Source organism: Aquabacterium sp. (assembly GCF_044226965.1).
In the GTDB taxonomy this organism is placed as follows: domain Bacteria; phylum Pseudomonadota; class Gammaproteobacteria; order Burkholderiales; family Burkholderiaceae_C; genus Pseudaquabacterium.
The window spans coordinates 42,528-59,459 of the sequence record NZ_JBGAGA010000038.1 but is presented as its reverse complement, the minus strand read 5'-3'; the positions used below and the strand labels follow the sequence as shown (position 1 = coordinate 59,459).

The 16,932-nt window shown below is 69.3% G+C and carries 15 protein-coding genes; 3 read left to right on the top strand and 12 right to left on the bottom strand.

Annotation, left to right across the window (positions count from 1 at the left end):
• The 3 genes from ACILR4_RS17455 to ACILR4_RS17445 form a co-directional block, all read right to left on the bottom strand.
• A partial coding sequence (locus ACILR4_RS17455) for an Ig-like domain-containing protein (protein WP_395702134.1) occupies positions 1-2,230 on the bottom strand: 2,230 nt, incomplete at its 3' end.
• Between the two features lie 188 nt (positions 2,231-2,418).
• Positions 2,419-3,399, bottom strand: coding sequence for an Hsp33 family molecular chaperone HslO (locus ACILR4_RS17450; RefSeq protein ID WP_395702133.1), 981 nt, complete (start codon positions 3,397-3,399; stop codon positions 2,419-2,421).
• 10 nt (positions 3,400-3,409) lie between these two features.
• Positions 3,410-3,934: a gamma carbonic anhydrase family protein gene (locus ACILR4_RS17445; protein WP_395702132.1), complete on the bottom strand. Its 525-nt coding sequence runs from the start codon at positions 3,932-3,934 to the stop codon at positions 3,410-3,412.
• Positions 3,935-3,967: 33 nt separating this feature from the next.
• Here ACILR4_RS17445 and ACILR4_RS17440 point away from each other — a divergent pair, with 33 nt between their 5' ends.
• Positions 3,968-4,765: a ferritin-like domain-containing protein gene (locus ACILR4_RS17440; protein ID WP_395702131.1), complete on the top strand. Its 798-nt coding sequence runs from the start codon at positions 3,968-3,970 to the stop codon at positions 4,763-4,765.
• Between the two features lie 9 nt (positions 4,766-4,774).
• Here the strand turns inward: ACILR4_RS17440 and ACILR4_RS17435 are convergent, their stop codons facing one another.
• The 7 genes from ACILR4_RS17435 to ACILR4_RS17405 all read right to left on the bottom strand — a co-directional run bounded on the left by ACILR4_RS17435 (position 4,775) and on the right by ACILR4_RS17405 (position 12,672).
• Complete coding sequence (locus tag ACILR4_RS17435) at positions 4,775-7,123, bottom strand: TonB-dependent receptor (RefSeq protein ID WP_395702130.1); 2,349 nt, start codon at positions 7,121-7,123, stop codon at positions 4,775-4,777.
• Positions 7,124-7,212: 89 nt separating this feature from the next.
• Positions 7,213-7,959 carry an amino acid ABC transporter ATP-binding protein gene (locus ACILR4_RS17430; RefSeq protein WP_395702129.1) on the bottom strand — a complete coding sequence of 249 codons (747 nt, stop codon included), beginning with the start codon at positions 7,957-7,959 and terminating at the stop codon, positions 7,213-7,215.
• A complete protein-coding gene (locus ACILR4_RS17425; protein WP_395702128.1) occupies positions 7,956-8,741 on the bottom strand; it encodes an amino acid ABC transporter permease in 786 nt (261 codons plus the stop codon). The genes ACILR4_RS17430 and ACILR4_RS17425 overlap by 4 nt, the downstream gene beginning before the upstream one ends.
• A gap of 19 nt (positions 8,742-8,760) precedes the next feature.
• Positions 8,761-9,537 carry an ABC transporter substrate-binding protein gene (locus ACILR4_RS17420; protein WP_395702127.1) on the bottom strand — a complete coding sequence of 259 codons (777 nt, stop codon included), beginning with the start codon at positions 9,535-9,537 and terminating at the stop codon, positions 8,761-8,763.
• A 38-nt stretch (positions 9,538-9,575) separates the two neighbouring features.
• Positions 9,576-10,172 (bottom strand): MarC family protein, encoded by a 597-nt coding sequence (locus ACILR4_RS17415; protein ID WP_395702126.1) that lies wholly within the window; start codon positions 10,170-10,172, stop codon positions 9,576-9,578.
• 56 nt (positions 10,173-10,228) lie between these two features.
• Complete coding sequence (locus ACILR4_RS17410; protein ID WP_395702125.1) at positions 10,229-11,674, bottom strand: amidohydrolase family protein; 1,446 nt, start codon at positions 11,672-11,674, stop codon at positions 10,229-10,231.
• On the bottom strand, positions 11,674-12,672 hold the full coding sequence (locus tag ACILR4_RS17405; RefSeq protein WP_395702124.1) for a Bug family tripartite tricarboxylate transporter substrate binding protein: 999 nt from the start codon (positions 12,670-12,672) through the stop codon (positions 11,674-11,676). Before ACILR4_RS17405 ends, ACILR4_RS17410 begins: the two co-directional genes overlap by 1 nt.
• 102 nt (positions 12,673-12,774) lie before the next feature.
• Between ACILR4_RS17405 and ACILR4_RS17400 the strand changes: the two genes are divergently transcribed.
• A complete protein-coding gene (locus ACILR4_RS17400) occupies positions 12,775-13,665 on the top strand; it encodes a LysR substrate-binding domain-containing protein (protein ID WP_395702123.1) in 891 nt (296 codons plus the stop codon).
• A 12-nt stretch (positions 13,666-13,677) separates the two neighbouring features.
• Here ACILR4_RS17400 and xerD read toward each other — a convergent pair whose 3' ends face one another.
• Positions 13,678-14,604, bottom strand: a complete 927-nt coding sequence (xerD, locus tag ACILR4_RS17395) for a site-specific tyrosine recombinase XerD (protein WP_395702122.1) — start codon at positions 14,602-14,604, stop codon at positions 13,678-13,680.
• A 123-nt stretch (positions 14,605-14,727) separates the two neighbouring features.
• Here xerD and ACILR4_RS17390 point away from each other — a divergent pair, with 123 nt between their 5' ends.
• Entirely contained in the window at positions 14,728-15,846 is a 1,119-nt protein-coding gene (locus tag ACILR4_RS17390; protein WP_395702121.1) for a hypothetical protein, read from the top strand.
• Positions 15,847-15,865: 19 nt separating this feature from the next.
• Here the strand turns inward: ACILR4_RS17390 and ACILR4_RS17385 are convergent, their stop codons facing one another.
• On the bottom strand, positions 15,866-16,840 hold the full coding sequence (locus ACILR4_RS17385; protein WP_395702120.1) for a tripartite tricarboxylate transporter substrate binding protein BugE: 975 nt from the start codon (positions 16,838-16,840) through the stop codon (positions 15,866-15,868).
• Positions 16,841-16,932 lie beyond the last annotated feature (92 nt).

Below are 16,932 nucleotides of genomic sequence, written 5' to 3'. Positions count from 1 at the left end.
CGATGCCGGCCGTGGGCGTCAGCGTCGCGGTCCAGGTGGTGCCGCCGTCGCTGCTGCTCACCGCCGTCAACGTGCCGTTGGCAATCGTCAGGTCGGCGTTGGTGAAGCCGCTCACCGCTTCGCTGAAGGTGAAGGTCACCAGCGAGGTGTCGCCGATCTTGAGCGCCGTGTCGGCCACCACCACGGTGGCGGTGGGACCCGCCGTCAGGACGCTGTAGTTGTTGGAGTCGGTGGTGCCGGTGCCGGCATTGCCCGCCGCATCAGCCACACCGGTGTTGTCCAGCGTGATGACATTCGTGACGTCGGCGACGCCGTCGGCGGGCGTGAGGGTGGCCGTCCAGGTGATGCCACCGTCACCGGAGCTGACGGAAGTGAGCGTGCCGTTGGCAATGCTCAGGTCGGCGTTGGTGAAGCCGGTCACCGCTTCGGAGAAGGTGAACGTCACCAGCGAGGTTTCGCCCGTGATGAGCGCGCTGTCGGCCACCACGATGCTGGCCGTCGGGCGCACCGTGTCGATGGCGTAGTTGTTGGAATCGGTGCTGCCGCTGCCGGCATTGCCTGCCAGATCGGTCACGCCGGTGTTGTCCAGCGTGATGACGTTGGTGGCATCGGTGATGCTGGCCGTGGGCGTGAAGGTGCCCGTCCAGGTGACCCCGCCGTTGCTGGAGCTGACGCTGCTGAGCGTGCCGTTGGCGATGCTGAGGTCGGCGTTGGTGAAGCCGGTCACCGCTTCGGAGAAGGTGATCGTCACCCCCGAGGTCTCGCCGATCGTGAGCGAGGTGTCGGCCACCACGATGCTGGCGGTGGGCCGAACCGTGCTGATGGTGTAGTTGTTGGAATTCTGCGTGCCCGTGCCGGCGACCGAGCTGGCGACCGTGCTCACGCCCGCCATGTTCAAGGTGATCACGTTGGTCGGGTCGCTGATGCCGGCGGCGGGCGTCAAGGTGGCGGTCCAGGTGACGCCGCTGTCGCTGGACGTGACGTTGGTCAGCGTGCCGTTGTCGATGCTCAGGTCCGCATTGGTGAAGCCGGTGACTGCTTGCGAGAACGTGAACGTGACCAGCGAGGTTTCCCCGGCGGCCAGGGCCGCGTCGGCGACGACCACGGTCGCCGTGGGCCGCACGATGGGGCCCACGGTGATGTCGTCCACATAGATGGAGATGTCGGTCTCCCCGTTCTGGCGGACGATGCGCACCTCATCCAGGTTCTGCCAGGCACCCCCGGAGACCGTGACCAGGGTGCCGCCGTTGGGATAGGAGCCTGCAGTGAAGTCCTGCGTGGCGCCGTTCACGGCGCTGCCGTTGCGATAGCCCACCAGGCGATAGTCGGCACCGCCTGACTGGTACTGCTCGACGACGATGGATTGGAAGGCAAACTCCTCACCGGTCGTGGCCGCCATCACGGCGGCGGCTTGCCCCCCGGTGCCCGGGGCATAGGCGCCATTGAGCACGGCCGCATGGTCGGCGCCGTCGTTGGCCAGGGAGGTTTCGCTGGCGACGTTCGTCACGTCGATGAAACTGTTGATGCTGGTGTCGGGGTTGCCGTTGGCGCCCAGCAGCGTGAAGGTCCAGCCGTCGATGGTGCGGGGCTGGCCCGGTGTGCCGAAACTGTGTCCGTCAGTCACCGTGACGCCGTCGAAGGTCTCCGTCGTCGGCGCGGCCAGCAGATGGTCGTAGCTCAGGTCAACGCCGGCGGCAAACAGACCCGCCTCGATGGCACCGGTTTGGCGTTCGAGCACCCAGTCGCCACCCAAGGCCGCAGAGCCGGTGAGGTTGTCGGATGCCGCCACGTCGGCGCCGGTGGCGCGCGCCAATTGATCCACGAATGCGGCACCCGCGTCGCCCTCGGCCAGGTTGCAGCCGTAGAACAGCAGGTCGCCGCCGCTGGCCAGCGCGCCGCCGATCTGCGCCAGCGCAGCCGCATGCTCGGGCAGGTTGCCGCTGTCCAGCCACAGCCCACCCAGCTGCACGCGTCCTTCGGCGCCGTGCGAGACGACATGAATCGCCGTCAATCCCGACAAGCCGGCCAGTTGGGCCGCCATCTGTGCCAGCCCGTCCTGGCCGCCGTCGAGCACGAAGGCCCGCACGCCCGGCTGCATCGCCGCCAGCAACAGCGGCAGGTCTTCCACGTTCGCGTCGAGGAACACCACCTCCGTGATCCTTGATTCGCCCGGGGCGCGGTTGGCGAACTCGGCCGGGTCGGACGCTGGGAGGGTCGTGGTGATGGACATGGGATCGGGGCCTCGTTGGTTCTCGATGAGGTGCCCACGGCAGGGTGCCGGGGCTTATCCGACCATGTTGGCCTGAACCGAGCGGCGCCAATCGGCAAAAACGAACCGTGTTCGCCGGGCTCTTTGTCCAGCGCGGCCAGCGCCAGCCCGAGCCTGGCGCGCAGGAAGCCCGAGGGGCTGTCGAAGCCCTACTGCACCGTGCCGCTCGCCGGCGGCTGGTCGCGCCCCGGCGTGAACAGCTCGCCCACGTCGACCGGGTCGAAGCGGTACTGCGCGCCGCAGAAGTCACAGCCGACTTCCACTTCGCCGCGCTCGGCCACCACCGAGTCGATTTCCTCGCGGCCCAGGCCGCGCAGCATCGCCCCCACCCGCTCGCGCGAGCAACTGCAGGCGAAGCGCGGGGTCTGCGGCTCGAAGCGGGTCAGTCGCTCCTGCCAGAACAGCCGGCGCAGCACCACCTCGGGGTCCAGCGACAGCAGCTCGTCGGCCGTCAGGGTGGCGGCCAGCATCGCGATGCGGTTGAAGTCCTCGTTCAAGCCGATCTGGTCCTCGTCGCGCGGCACCGCGGCGCCGCCCGCGAGGTTGGCCTCGCCCGCGGCTGGCAGGCGCTGGATCAGCAGGCCCGCGGCCACCTCGTCGCTGGCCGCCAGCACCAGCTTGGTGTCGAGCTGCTCGGACTGCAGCATGTAGTGCTCCAGCACCTCGCTCAGGCGCTGCAGCGGCTCGCGCTGGTCGCCGTGCAGCGGCACGATGCCCTGGTAGGGCTGCTGGCCCGGCAGCCGGTCACGCGGATCGAGCGTGATCGCGCAGCGGCCCTTGCCGTGCACGTTGAGCATCGCCTCCAGCCGCGCATCGGCCGGCACCGGTCCCACCACCTTGGCGGTGGCCCGGAAGCTCAGGTCCGACAGGGTCTCGGCCACCGCCAGCTTCACTGGCCCGTCGCCATGCACCTGCAGGATCAGCGCACCGTTGAACTTCAGGTTCGACTGCATCAGGCAGCCGGCCGCGGCCATCTCGCCCAGCAGCGCGCGCACCGGTGCCGGAAAGGCATGGCCGCCGTCGTCGCGCGCCGCACGCCGCGACAGCAGCTCGCGCCAGCTGCCTTCCAGGCGCACCAGCATGCCGCGCACGGCCAGGCCGTCGAACAGGAACTTGTGGAGTTGATCCATCAGCCCACCGTCAGGCGATGCGCTGCAGCTGGCTGCGGTGCAGGCGCTGGCGCTCGATGTAGTGCGCGGCCATCAGCTGCAGCCTGGACTGCTGCTCGGGCGTGAGCTCGCGCACCACGCGCGCCGGCGAGCCGACGATCAGCACGCCATCCGGAAACTCCTTGCCCTCGGTCACCAGCGAGCCGGCGCCGACGATGCTGTTGCGGCCGATGCGCACGTGGTTCATCACCACGCTCTGGATGCCGATCAAGGTGCAGTCGCCGATCGTGCAGCCATGCAGCATGACCTGGTGGCCCACGGTGACGTCATTGCCCAGGTGCATCGGCACGCCGGCATCGACGTGCAGCACGCTGCCGTCCTGCACGTTGCTGCGTGCGCCGATGTGGATGCGGTCGTTGTCGCCGCGCAGCACCGCGCTGTACCAGATGCTGGCATCGTCTTCCAGCGTGACCTGGCCGATGACCTGGGCGTTGTCGGCCACCCAGGCACTGGGTGACACATGGGGCACGAAATCGCCCAGTCGGAAGATCGCCATCGCACTCTCGTTCGTAAACCTATGATTCTAGGGATGCAGCTGCGACCGCGCGCCCTCGAGGTGCTTCAGATCACCGACCCCGCCACCAAGGCCGAGGCCGCACGCGCCCTGCTCGACGCGGCACGTGCCGGCGAGTTGGCGATCGACGTGGACAGCGCGCTTGCCGAGCCGCCCGGCCTGCCCGGCCGCCCACCGCTGCCGCGCCTGGTGGCGGCCGACCAGGTGCCGCGGCGCTCGCCTTTCACGCTCGCGGGCCGCGCCGCGCTGCTGCACGCCATTGCCCACATCGAGTTCAACGCGATCAACCTGGCGCTGGACGCGGTATGGCGCTTCCCCGGCATGCCGGAGAAGTTCTACCGCGACTGGCTGCAGGTGGCCGGCGAGGAAGCGCTGCACTTCACGCTGCTGCGCGAGCACCTGCGCACGCTGGACCACGACTACGGCGACTTCGACGCGCACAACGGCCTCTGGGCGATGACCGAGAGCACGAAGCACGACATCGTCGCCCGCATGGCGCTGGTGCCGCGTACTTTGGAAGCCAGGGGGCTGGACGCCACGCCGCCGATCCAGGCCAAGCTGGCCAAGGCCGGTGACCCCCAGGCGGTGGCCATCCTCGACATCATCCTGCGCGACGAGGTGGGCCACGTGGCCATCGGCAACCACTGGTACCGCTGGCTCTGCGCGCGCGACGGGCTGGACCCCGAGGCGCTGTACCCGCAGCTGCTGAAGCGCCACCAGGCGCCGCGCCTGAAGCCGCCGTACAACCTGGCGGCGCGGCGAAGCGCCGGCTTCAGCGAGGCCGAGCTGTCCTGGCTGGACGACCCGGCCTGAACGCTACGGTCAGAACTCGTAGTTGGCGGTAACGCCGATCGTGCGCGGCCGCAGGTAGTAGACCTCGTCCACGCCCTGGACGTTCGGCTGCTGGATCACCTTGTGGTTGTTGCCGAGGTTCTTCGCGAAGGCGATGATTTCGAGCTTGTCGAAGGTGACGCCGAAGCTGCCGCCGTAGGTCATGTAGCCCGGGCGGTTGTAGTCGGTCGAATCGCGCACGAAGGTGCCCCGGCTCGAGCCGGTCCAGTCGGCGCTGCCGCGCACAAATGCGCCGGCGCCCATCAGCGGGAAGCGGTACTCGAAGCCCAGCTTGGCGGTGTACTTCGGCACGCCCTGGATGCGGTCGCCCTTCTTCACGTTCAGGCCGGCATCGGTGCTGCCGAGCGCCGGCGTGTCCTCGGAGAAGGTGGCGTGCACGCTGCTCGCCGCCGCGTTGAGCGTCAAATCGCTGTTGACGCGCCAGCGCGCATCGACCTCGATGCCATAGGCCGCGGCCTTGCCGACGTTGGTCTCGAAGTCGAAGCCGGCGTTGGGCAGCGTCACATCCTGCTGGATGTCCTTCCACTTGATGTAGTAGAGCGCGCTGTTCAGGGTCAGGCCATTGGCCAGGCGCATCTTGCTGCCGATCTCGTAGTTCCAGAGCGAGTCGTTGTTGTATGACTCGGGAATGGTCTGCGGCAGGCCCATCGCGGCCAGGTCTTCCTTGACGATCGCGGTCAGCGGCACCGGCCGGTTCGCGGAACCGTTACGGAAGCCCTTCGCAATGTTCAGGTAGGTCGTGACTTCCTTGCTCAGGTCCCAGTCCAGGGCGAAGCGCGGAGTGCTGGAATTCTTCGAGGAGGATGTCGCGTTGCTTGTCGGGCCACCGGCATAGTAGAAGTCGCCTTCGCGCGTGAAGTCCTGGCTGAAGCGCTGCAGCCGCAAACCGAACACCGCCCGCAGAGTGGGACTGAAGTGGTACTGGAGTTGCCCGAAGACCGCAGCGTTGCGCTCCTTGTAGTGCCGCGCGCTGTAGTACGAACTGTCGCCAGTGAAGGCACCCGGGAAGGTGTCGGCCAGGTCGTTGGGGTCCTCGACGTTGTAGCCGGCGTCCTTGAAGGCCTTGGTGATCCCGAAGATCGGCTCGTTGTCGAACACTTCGGTCTTGAGGCGTGACGCGTAGGCCCCCACCAGCCAGGTGATCGGGTTGCCACCGGCCACGTAGTCCTTCGACGCCAGGCGCAATTCGATCGAGGTCTGGTTGACGCGGTTGTTCAGATCCACTGCCGAAGGCAGGTACTGGATCGTGCCCATGCCCAGCACCGGATCGGTCGTCACCGAGCCGATGTAGGTCGAGTTGATGTAGGTGCCGTCCTGGCGGCGGTCGAAGCGGCGCTTGTAGCCGCTGAGGATGCCGGTGAAGTCACCGAAGCCCAGGTCGCCCGCCACCGTGACGCTGGGCACGGTGAGGGTGTCGGTACCGGGCTCGCGCACGATCTTGCTGGTCTGGAAGCGCTGCAAGGGCGTGCCCTGGTTGGCGCTCTGGTAGTCGCCCACCGCCAGGTACGCTGCGTCGATGTCGTCGCTGCGGAAGCGCTGGTAGAACAGCGCCGGCGTCACCGACCAGTCCTTGTTGAGCTGCGCCTTCAGCGCCAGCTTGGCCACGTCCCAGCGGCCTTCGTTGATGTCCTTGGCGATCACTCTCGACGGGTTCTTCACGTCGACCTGGTCGATGTAGCCGCTGTCCTTGCCCGACTGCACGCCCACGCGCAGCGCCACCGTGTCCTTCGACAACGGAATGTTCAGCACGCCCTGCAGCAGGTAGTTCATGCCGCCGTCCTTGGTGGTCGACACCTCGGCCGTGGCGCCGCCAGCCAGCATCTTCATGTCCGGCTGCTTGCTGATGAACTTCAGCGTGCCGCCCAGCGCGCTGGCGCCGTACAGGGTGCCCTGCGGGCCGTACAGCACCTCGAGCCGCTCGATGTCGAAGAAGCGCGGCTCCACCGTGCCCTGGCTGTAGAGATTGCGCGTGGTCAGCGACACGTCGTCGAGGTAGATCGCCACCGTGGCCGAGCCTGCCTGCGTGCTGATGCCGCGCAGCTGCAGCGTGGCCAGGCCCGGGCCGGCCTGCGTCGAGTACGACAGGTTCGGGACGGAGCGCGCCAGATCGCTGAAGTTGACGATCTGGTTGTCCTTCATCGCGTCGCCGCCCAGCACCGAGATCGCCAGCGGCACCTGCTTGACGTCTTCCTTGCGCTTCTGTGAGGTGACGATCACCGTCTGCACCCCACCGTCGGCCGACTGCGCCCATGCCGGCGCGGCCATCAATCCCCCACCCAGACTCACGGCCACTGCAGCGGCCACGGCTGTCCTCTTCATCCCATACTCCTGGCAGTTTTCGATGGCGTGGCAGTATCGGGCAACGCCCGCCCGCCGTCGTGGGGGCTGTTGCGCGCTGTCGACGCCGTTCAGGCGCCGAGCTGGCCCAGGAAGGCCCGGATGCGCGGGTTCTCCTGCGCCCCGAAGAACTGCGCCGGCGGCGCATCTTGCGCGATGCGGCCCTGGTCGAAGAACAGGATGCGGTGGCCGACCTCGCGCGCAAAGCCCATCTCGTGGGTGACGACGATCATCGTCATGCCGCCGGCGGCCAGCTGCTTCATCACGTCCAGCACTTCCTTGACCATCTCCGGGTCCAGCGCCGAGGTGGGCTCGTCGAACAGCATCACCCGCGGCTGCATCGCCAGCGCGCGGGCGATGGCCACCCGCTGCTGCTGCCCGCCCGAGAGCTGGAACGGGTGCTTGTGCGCATGCGCGCGCAGGCCCACGCGGTCCAGCAGTTCCAGCGCCCGCGCATCGGCCTCGGCACGCGAGAGCTTGCGCACGCGGCGCGGCGCCAGCGTGATGTTGTCCTGCACCGTGAGGTGCGGGAACAGGTTGAACTGCTGGAACACCATGCCGACCTCGGCCCGCAGCGCGTCCAGGTGCTGGGCGTTGTCGTCGACCTCGATGCCGTCGACGACGATGCGGCCGCTGTCGTGCTTCTCCAGCCGGTTCAAGGTGCGCAGCAAGGTGCTCTTGCCCGAGCCGGAGGCGCCGATGATCACCGCCACCTCGCCGGCGTTGAACTGCGTGGACACCTCGCGCAGCACCTGGTGCGGCCCATAGGCCTTGCAGACCTTGTCGACGACGATGAGGGGCTGGGCCGCGCTGCTCATCCGAGCCTCTGCTCGATGTCGAAGCGCCGCTCGATCGCGTCGGACATCAGCGTCAGCAGCGTCGTCAGCAGCAGGTAGATCAGCGCGGTGGTCATCAAGGTCGGCGTGGCCTGGAAGGTGGCCGCCTGGATGCGGTTGCCGATCATCGTCAGCTCGACCACGCCGATCGCATAGGCCAGCGACGAATCCTTCAGCAGCGCGACGATGTTGTTCACCAGCGGCGGCAGCGCGATCTTGATGGCCTGCGGGAAGGTGACGTCGATGAAGGTGTGCCAGCGGCTCAGGCCCAGCGCGCGCGCCGCCTCCATCTGCCCGCGCGGCACCGCCAGCAGGCCGGCGCGGATGGCCTCGGCGTTGTAGGCGCCGACGTTGAACGACAGCGCCACGCAGGCGGCCGCGAACTCGCTGAGGTTCAGCGCCGGCACCAGCTGCGGCAGCGCGAAGTACGCGAACAGCACCTGCACCAGCAGCGGCGTGCCGCGCATCACCCAGATGTACACGCCGGCGATCCAGCGCAGCGGCGGCAGGCGAGAGGTCTTGCCCAGCGCCGCCAGCACGCCCAGCACCACGCCGGACGCACCGGACACCAGCGTCAGCAGCATCGTCATGCGGCTGGCTTCGGCGAACTGCGCGGCATTGCTGCCGATCGGCTCGGGCGCCCAGGACAGCGGAATGCCCAGGCCCCACAACACCACCACCAGCAGCACCGCACCCAGACCCAGCGCCGCGCTGCTGCGCTGCTGCCGGCTCCAGCGTGCCGGCCAAAGGCTCATCAAATCCATCGGGGCCGCCGTGCCGGCGTCACTTGCAGCGGATGTCTTCCTTGAACCACTGCTGCGAGATCTTCGCGTAGGTGCCGTCGGCCATGATGGCCTTCATCGCCTTGTTGATCTCGCCGGCCAGCGCGGTGTTGCCCTTGCTCACCGCCGGCGCGATGCGCTCGACGAACAGGAAGTCGCCGATCTTGAAGCCGAACTTGGCGTCTTCCTTCACCGCGGTCATCGCCAGGAACTTGTCGGTGACCCAGGCGTCCACCTTGCCGGTCTGCAGCGCGGCGCGCGACTGGGTGTCCTGCGGGAAGGTCTTCACTTCCTTCACGCCGGCCACCTTCTTGACGTTCTCGAGGTAGGTGGTGCCCACCTGCACCGCCACCACCTTGCCGGCCAGGTCCTTGGCGCTCTTGATGGCCGCATCCTTCGCGACGATCACGCCGCCGGAGCAGTAGTGCGGATCGGCGAAGGTGACGGCCTTCGAGCGTTCGTCGGTGATGCCGTGCGAGGCGATCACCATGTCCCAGCGGTCCTGCTGCAGGCCGGTCAGCAGCGCGTCGAAGCCAATGGTCTTCCACTCGATCTTGACGCCCATCTTGGCCGCCAGGGCTTCAGCCACGTCGACCTCGAAGCCGGTGAGCTTGGAGCCCTGGAAGAAGTTGAACGGCGCGAACTGGCCCTCGGTGGCCACGACCATCTTGCCGTCCTTCTTGATGGCCTCGAAAGGCCGGGCATCGGCCTGCACGGCCAGGGCCAGCAAGGCGGCAGCGAACACGGCGCGTCGGGTCAGGGTCTGCAGCAGCTTCATGGAATCGACACCTTTCGGCATTCAGGTGGGGCGGGATTCTAGGGCTCGAAAAAATAGCGCTTCAGGCCCGCGAGGATCATTTCCACCGCCACGGCGGTCAGCACCAGGCCCATCAGCTTCTCGATCGCCGCGACCATCGAGGCACCGAGCCAGCGGCGGATGCGGTCGGCCGCCAGCAGCACCGCGCCCGAGAGCGCCATCGCGACCGTCAGCGCGCCGACCCACTGCCACATGCGCTCGGGCTGGCGCGAGGCCAGCAGCAGCACGGTGGCCATCGCCGAGGGGCCGGCCAGCAGCGGCACGGCCAGCGGAAAGATCAGCGGCTCGCGCCCGCCCTCGCTGGCATAGACCTCGGCGCCACCGGCAAAGATCATGCGGATCGCGATGATCAGCAGGATCACGCCGCCGGCCACCTCGAGCGAGCGTTCGGACAGCCGCATCAGGCTCAGGAAGCCCTGCCCCGCGAACATGAAGCCCAGCAGCACCGCGAAGGCGATCACCGCCTCGCGCAGCGCAATGGCGCGGCGCCGCTCGGGCGCCACGCCGCCGAGCACCGACACGTAGATCGGCAGGCTGCCGAAGGGGTCCAGCACCAGCAGCAGCAGCACGCAGGCGGAAAGGAAGCTGTGTTCCATCGGCGCCGATCGTACCCGGCGCCCGCGCACGCCCGGCGGGCGGTCGGCAGCGCGATTCAGCCTGCCATCGGTGCCGGCCGCAGGCGCTGCCCGGCCCGCAGGTCCAGGTACTCCCCGCGCTGCAGGGCCAGCACGCCGTTGACCCACACCGCCTCGATGCCACTGGGCGGCGCGGTGGGCTCGGCATAGCTGGCGTTGTCGCGCACCGTGGCGGGATCGAACAGCACCAGGTCGGCCATCTGCCCGGGCGCCACCCGGCCGCGGTCGTGCAGGCCGAAGCGCTGCGCCGGCAGGCCGGTCATCTTGTGCACCGCGGCCTCCAGCGGCAGCAGCGCGCGGTCGCGGCTGTAGTGGCCCAGCACGCGCGGGAAGCTGCCCCACAGCCGCGGGTGCGGGTGGCGGTCGTGCGGCAGGCCGTCGGAGCCGATCATCGTCAGCGGATGCTGCAGCACGCGCTCGACGTCCTCGGCCGCCATCGTGAAGTAGATCGCCCCGCCGGGCAGCAGCCGGCGCGCGGCTTCATGCAGGCTCACGCCCCAATCGCCGGCGATGCTGCGCAGGCTGCGACCGCTGCAGGCGGGATGCGGCGTCGACCAGGTGACCAGCACCTCCTGCACCCGCGCGGCGCGATCGGCATCGAGCATCGTCGACGAGGCCTCGTAGGGATAACAGTCCAGGCACACGGCCTGCCCGGCGGCTGCGGCGTCCACGGCCTGCAAGGTGCGCCGCGTCTTGCCATGGTTGTGCGGCAGTACCACCTTGTGATGGGACAGCACCAGCCGGGCCTGGCAGGCCGCCCCCACCTGCAGGGCTTCCTGCACCGCGGCCTCCAGGTGGTCGCCCTCGTCGCGCAGGTGCATCGCCAGCATCGCGTCGCGGCCACGCAGTGCGTCGCACACGCCCATCAGTTCGTCGGTGGACGCCGCGCGCGCCGGCGGGTAGTACACGCCGGTGGACAGGCCGAAGGCCCCGGCATCGAGCGCCGCCCCCACCGCCGCGCGCATCGCCGCCACTTCCGCGGCGGTGGCGCTGCGCGACAGGTCGGCCACATGCGCCAGGCGCAGCGAGGTGTGCCCCACCAGCGGCACCACGTTGACGCTGGGCCGCGCGTCGTCCAGCGCCTGCAGGTAGTCGGCAAAGCACGCGAAGCGCGGCGCGCCCTGCGCCACCAGGTCCAGCGGCGCGGGTGGCTGGTCCACCTGCAGCGGCGCCAGGCTGATGCCGCAGTTGCCCACCACCACGGTGCACACACCCTGCGCCAGTTTCGGGTGCGGCTGCGTCGGCATCAGCGCCAGCAGGTCGTCATGCGCGTGGGTGTCGATGAAGCCGGGGCACAGCACCAGGCCCTCGGCCGCCATCACGCGGCGGGCCTGGCCCTGCCCCGGCGGCAGGACTGCCGCGATGCGATCCTGCGCGAGGCCCACATCGGCCGCGAAGCGCGGGCGCCCGCTGCCATCGATCAACTCGGCGCCGCGAATGAGCCAGTCGAACACGGCCGCCATCAGTCCACCCGCGCGCCCGAGCGCTTGATGACATCGGCCCAGCGCGGCGTTTCCACCTTGGCCATCGCCATGATCAGGCTGGGCGGCGAGGCCATGGTCTCCACCGCCAGCTGCTGGTAGCGCTCGCGGATCGCCGGCAGCTGGATCGCGCGGTTCACCTCGCGGTTCAGGCGCTGCACCACCTCGTCCGGCAGCCCGCGCGGGCCGACCAGCCCGCCCCAGGCCGTGGTCTCGTAGTGGGCCACGCCGGCCTCCTGCATCGTCGGCAGCTCGGGAAAGATCGGCGAGCGGCGTGCGCCGCTGACGGCCAGCGCCCGCACGCGGCCGTTGCGGATGTGCGGGCCGATCGACGACAGGTTGTCGAACATCAGGTCGATCTGCCCGCCGATCAGGTCCTGCACCGCGGCCGGGCTGCCGCGGTAGGGCACGTGCACGATGTAGGTGTTGGTCAATGCCTTGAACAGCTCGCCGCCCAGGTGGCCGGTGGTGCCGTTGCCGGCCGAGCCCATCGTCAGGCTGCCGGGGCGCGCGCGGGCCAGCGCAATCAGCCCGGCCACCGACTTCACCGGCAGCTCGTTGCGCACCACCAGCGCGTTCTGCACCGTGCCGGTGATGGCGATGCCGGTCAGCGCGTCGGGGTCGTAGGGCAGCTTGGCGTAGAGCGAGCGGTTGATCGCCAGCGTCACCACGTTGGCATAGGCCAGCGTGTAGCCGTCGGGCTCGGCCCGCGCCAGCTCGGCCATGCCGATGCCGCCACCGGCGCCGGGCTTGTTGTCGATGATCAGCGGCTGGCCCAGCAGGCCGAGCAGGCCATCGGCCAGCACGCGGCAGATCGCATCCGGCGAGCCGCCGGCGGCCGAGGGCACGATCAGCCGGATCGGCCGGCTCGGATAGGCCGCCGCGCGCGCCGGCGCCAGGGCCGCGGCCAGGCCGCCGGCCGCCATCGCCCGCAGGCAGCGGCGACGTCCGGGCAGCGGTTGATCATCGACAGGGTTCATGGGTCACGCTCCAGCAGTGTTCTCGATGCGCGGCATTCTGCGGAGAGCATTCCGCGGCGACAATCGAATCGTTCTCGTCATTGCATGAGAGAAATTGATGCCATGCCTGCCCTGCCCTCGTTGACCGCGCTGCGCTGCCTGGACCTGAGCGCGCGCCACGCCAGCTTCACGAAGGCGGCCGAGGCGCTGCACCTGACCCAGGGCGCCGTCAGCCACCAGATCCTGGGGCTGGAGCAGCTGCTGGGCGCGCCGCTGTTCGAGCGCCGGCGCGGCGGCCTGGCCCTCACCAGCGCCGGCCAGGCCTACTGGGCCGAGATCGCCCCGGCGCTGCAGCGCATCGAGCGCGCGACGCACGACCTGATCACCACCAAGGGCAGCGGCGGCGTGCTGAACCTGTCGGTGGCCTCGAGCTTCGGCGCCTACTGGCTGATTCCCCGGCTCAGCGGCTTCGTCGCCGCGCATCCCGAGATCCGCCTGAACCTGGCCACGCATGTCGGCCCCGTGGACTGGAGCCACGCCACGCACGATGCGGCCATCGAGTTCAGCGCCGGCGCCGAGCCCGGCCTGGCCGCGCAACGCGTGCTGCCGCTGGTGGTCCGGCCCTATGCCGCGCCGCGGCCGGGCCGGCAGCCCGCGCTGCGCCAGGCGCTGAACACGCTGCCGCTGATCCGCGTGGCCAGCGTGCCCGATGGCTGGGCCCGGTGGCTGGCTTCGGCCGGCCTGGCGCGCGCGGTGGCGCCCGAGCAGCTGACCGGCGGCCCGCAGTACGACCTGCTGTCGATGGCCTTGAACGGCGCCATCGCCGGCCTGGGCATCGCGCTGCTGCCGGACTACGCCGCGGCCGGCGCGCTGGCGGCCGGCCAGCTGCGCCAGCTCTCGCCCCATGCGTTGCAGGCCGACAAGGGCTACTACCTGCGCTACCCCGAATGGAAGGCCGAGCTGGTGGCGGTACGCCGCTTCCGGGAATGGCTGGCCAGCCTGGACGCGGGCTGAGCGCCCCGCGGCTCAGCCGCGCGGGTGATGCTGCGCATGCAGCTGGCGCAGCCGCTCACGCGCGACGTGGGTGTAGATCGTCGTCGTCGAGATGTCGGCATGGCCCAGCAGCATCTGCACCGCGCGCAGGTCGGCGCCGTGGTTCAGCAGGTGGGTGGCGAAGGCATGGCGCAAGGTGTGCGGCGACAGCGGCGCGCTGATGCCGGCCGCACGCGCATGGCGCTTCACCAGGGTCCAGAACATCTGGCGCGTCATCGCGCCGCCGCGGCTGGTGACGAACAGCGCGTCGCTCTGCTGGCCGCGCAGGATGGACGGGCGGGCCTCGGCCAGGTAGCGTTCGATCCACGCCTGGGCCTCGGCACCGAAGGGCAGCAGCCGTTCCTTGCTGCCCTTGCCGACGACGCTGAGCACGCCTTCGCGCAGCCCCACCCGCACCGAGTGCAGCGCCACCAGCTCGCTCACGCGCAGGCCGGCGCCGTACATCAGCTCGAGCATCGCGCGGTCGCGCAGGCCCAGCGGCTCGCGCACGTCGGGCGCCGCCAGCAGCGCCTCCACCTGCGCTTCGCTCAGGGTCTTGGGCACCCGCATCGGCTGGCGCGCGCCGTCCAGGCGCAGCGTGGGATCGGTCGCCACCAGGCGCTCGCGCACGGCCCAGCGGAAGAAGCGCTTGAACACCGTGAGCCGGCGGTTCGCGGTGGTGGCGCGGGTCTGCGCATGGCGTGCGGCCATGTAGCCCAGCAGGTCGGATTCGGTGCTGTCCGCCAGCCGGCGACCGGCCGAGCCCGCCAGCCAGGCGGCATACAGCCGCAGGTCGCGCCGGTAGGCCTCCAGCGTCAGGCGAGCCAGGCCATCCTCGAGCCACAGCGCGTCGACGAAGCGCTGGATCACGGCTTCGCCTTCCTCGAAAAGGGCAGGTGTCGCGAGGCTGTCGGCGGTCATCGGAGTCATGTTCGCCGGCGAGTCTACCGACACGCACCTGCACAACAATCTTTACGCAGCTTCGGCGCGCGCTTGACGCTCGCTTGGCAGGCTATGTGCGCATCACCCACAGGGAGAGATTTCATGCCGGACATCGCGATCGCATCGCCACTGGTCGCCGTAGCCGTCCTTGCGCTACCGTCGGCCGCCGTGCAGGCCCAGGCCCGCTTCGACACCACCACCCAGGTGCTGACCGTGCCGACGATCGACGTCAACGGCGCGATCTACCGCAACCTGCAGGCGCGGCTCGATGCCGATGGCCGGCTGACCATCCTGAGCCTGCAACCGCCCACGCTGGACCTGCCCACGCGCATTGCCGCGGCCACGGCCACTGCCGCGAGCAGCACCAACGCCTGCGCCGCGATCCAGCCCTTCTATTGGGAGATCGGCAACCAGCAGCAGCGCCAGGCGAGCGGCTCGATTGCGGCAGCGGGCAATGCCACGCGCTACGACGCCAGCAGCGTGATGGACATCGCCTCGGCCTCGAAGTGGCTGTACGGCGCCTATGTGGCCGAGCGGCGCGGCGGCGCGCTGACGAACGAGGACATCCAGTTCCTGAACTTCCGCAGCGGCTACACCAACTTCGGCCCGTTGGGCTGCGACAGCGCCGACACGGTGGCCTCCTGCGTGGCCCGCGGCAACAACGGCGTTCAGTCGCCCCAGAACATCGACCGCTTCTTCTACGGCGGCGGCCACATGCAGAAGCACGCCAGCCTGCCCGCACCGGGCATGAACCTCGGCGACCTGAACAACACCACGCTGGCCGCCGAGATGCGGCGCGTGCTGGGCCCCGAGATCGGGATCAGCTACGTGCAGCCGCAGCTGGCCGGGGGCGTGCGCACCACCGCGAACGACTACGCGGTCTTCCTGCGCAAGCTGCTGAACAACCAGCTCAAGCTCGCCGCGCTGCTGGGCAGCAACCCGGTGTGCACGAATCCGTCCACCTGCCCCAGCGCCGTCTCGACGCCGACGCCGCCGGACCTGAGCTGGCACTACTCGATCGGCCACTGGGTCGAGGACGACCCGGTCACCGGCGACGGCGCCTTCAGCAGCGCCGGCGCGTTCGGCTTCTATCCGTGGATCGACGCCGGCAAGAGCTGGTACGGCATCGTCGCCCGCGTCTCGCTGTTCGGCGCGGGCGCGGATTCGGCGCTGTGCGGGGCAGCCATCCGCAAGGCCTGGTTCACCGGAACGGTCCAGTGAGCCCAGGCCAGGCCCGAACTCACTCGAGCTTGAGCTTCTGCAGGTAGACCACTTTCTTGTAGACCACCAGCTCGTCCTTGATCTGCTGGGCGAACTCGGCCGGCGTGTTGCCGACGATCAGCGAGCCGGTCTCCTCGATGCGCTTCTTCACGTCGGGGTTCTCCAGCGTCTTCTTGACGGCCGCGTGCACCTTGTCGACCACCTCCTTGGGCAGGCCCTTGGGACCGTAGATGCCGTAGAAGGCCATGCGGTTCACCGGCGTCAGGCCCACCTCGGCAAAGGTCGGCACGTTCGGCAGCACCGCCAGGCGCGCGGGCGCGGCCACGACGATCGGCACCAGTCGGCCGTCCTTGATGAAGGGCAGCGCCGAGGGCAGGTTGTCGAAGATGATCGGCACCTGGCCGGCCACCGTGTCGTTCAGCGCCGGGCCGGCGCCGCGGTACGGGATGTGCGTGACGAAGGTGTTCGACAGGCTCTTGAACAGCTCCATCTGCAGATGGCCGATGCCGCCGGTGCCCGAGCTGGCGTAGCTGTACTTGCCCGGATGCTTCTTCAGCTCGGCCAGGAAGCCTGCGTAGTCCTTCGCCGGGAACGACGGGTGCACAGCGATCACGTTCGGCGTGGCCGCCACGTTGATGATCGGCGTGAAGTCGGCCACCGGGTCGTACGGGATCTTCGGGTTGATCGCCGGGTTGGCCGCCACGGTAGACACCGTGGCCATGCCCAGCGCGTAGCCGTCCGGATTGGCCTTCGCGGTGTCGTTGGCGCCCACCACGCCGCCGCCACCGGCCTTGTTCTCGACGATCATCACCTGCCCGAGCGCGGGCTGGATCTTGTCGGACACCACGCGGGCCACGATGTCGGTGGTGCCACCGGCGGCGAACGGCACCACCAGCCGCACCGGCTTGGTGGGATAGCCCTGCGCCATGACGGCCAGCGGCGCCGCAGCCAGCAACAGGCCCGCGAACTTGCTCATGATCAACAACGGTTTCATGCCGGAAAGACTCCTGGAAGAAGTTGCGGGCTCGATTGAATCCGTATTCTGGACCTGCCGCGCTACGTAAGAACACGAACCGGGTTGTGCCG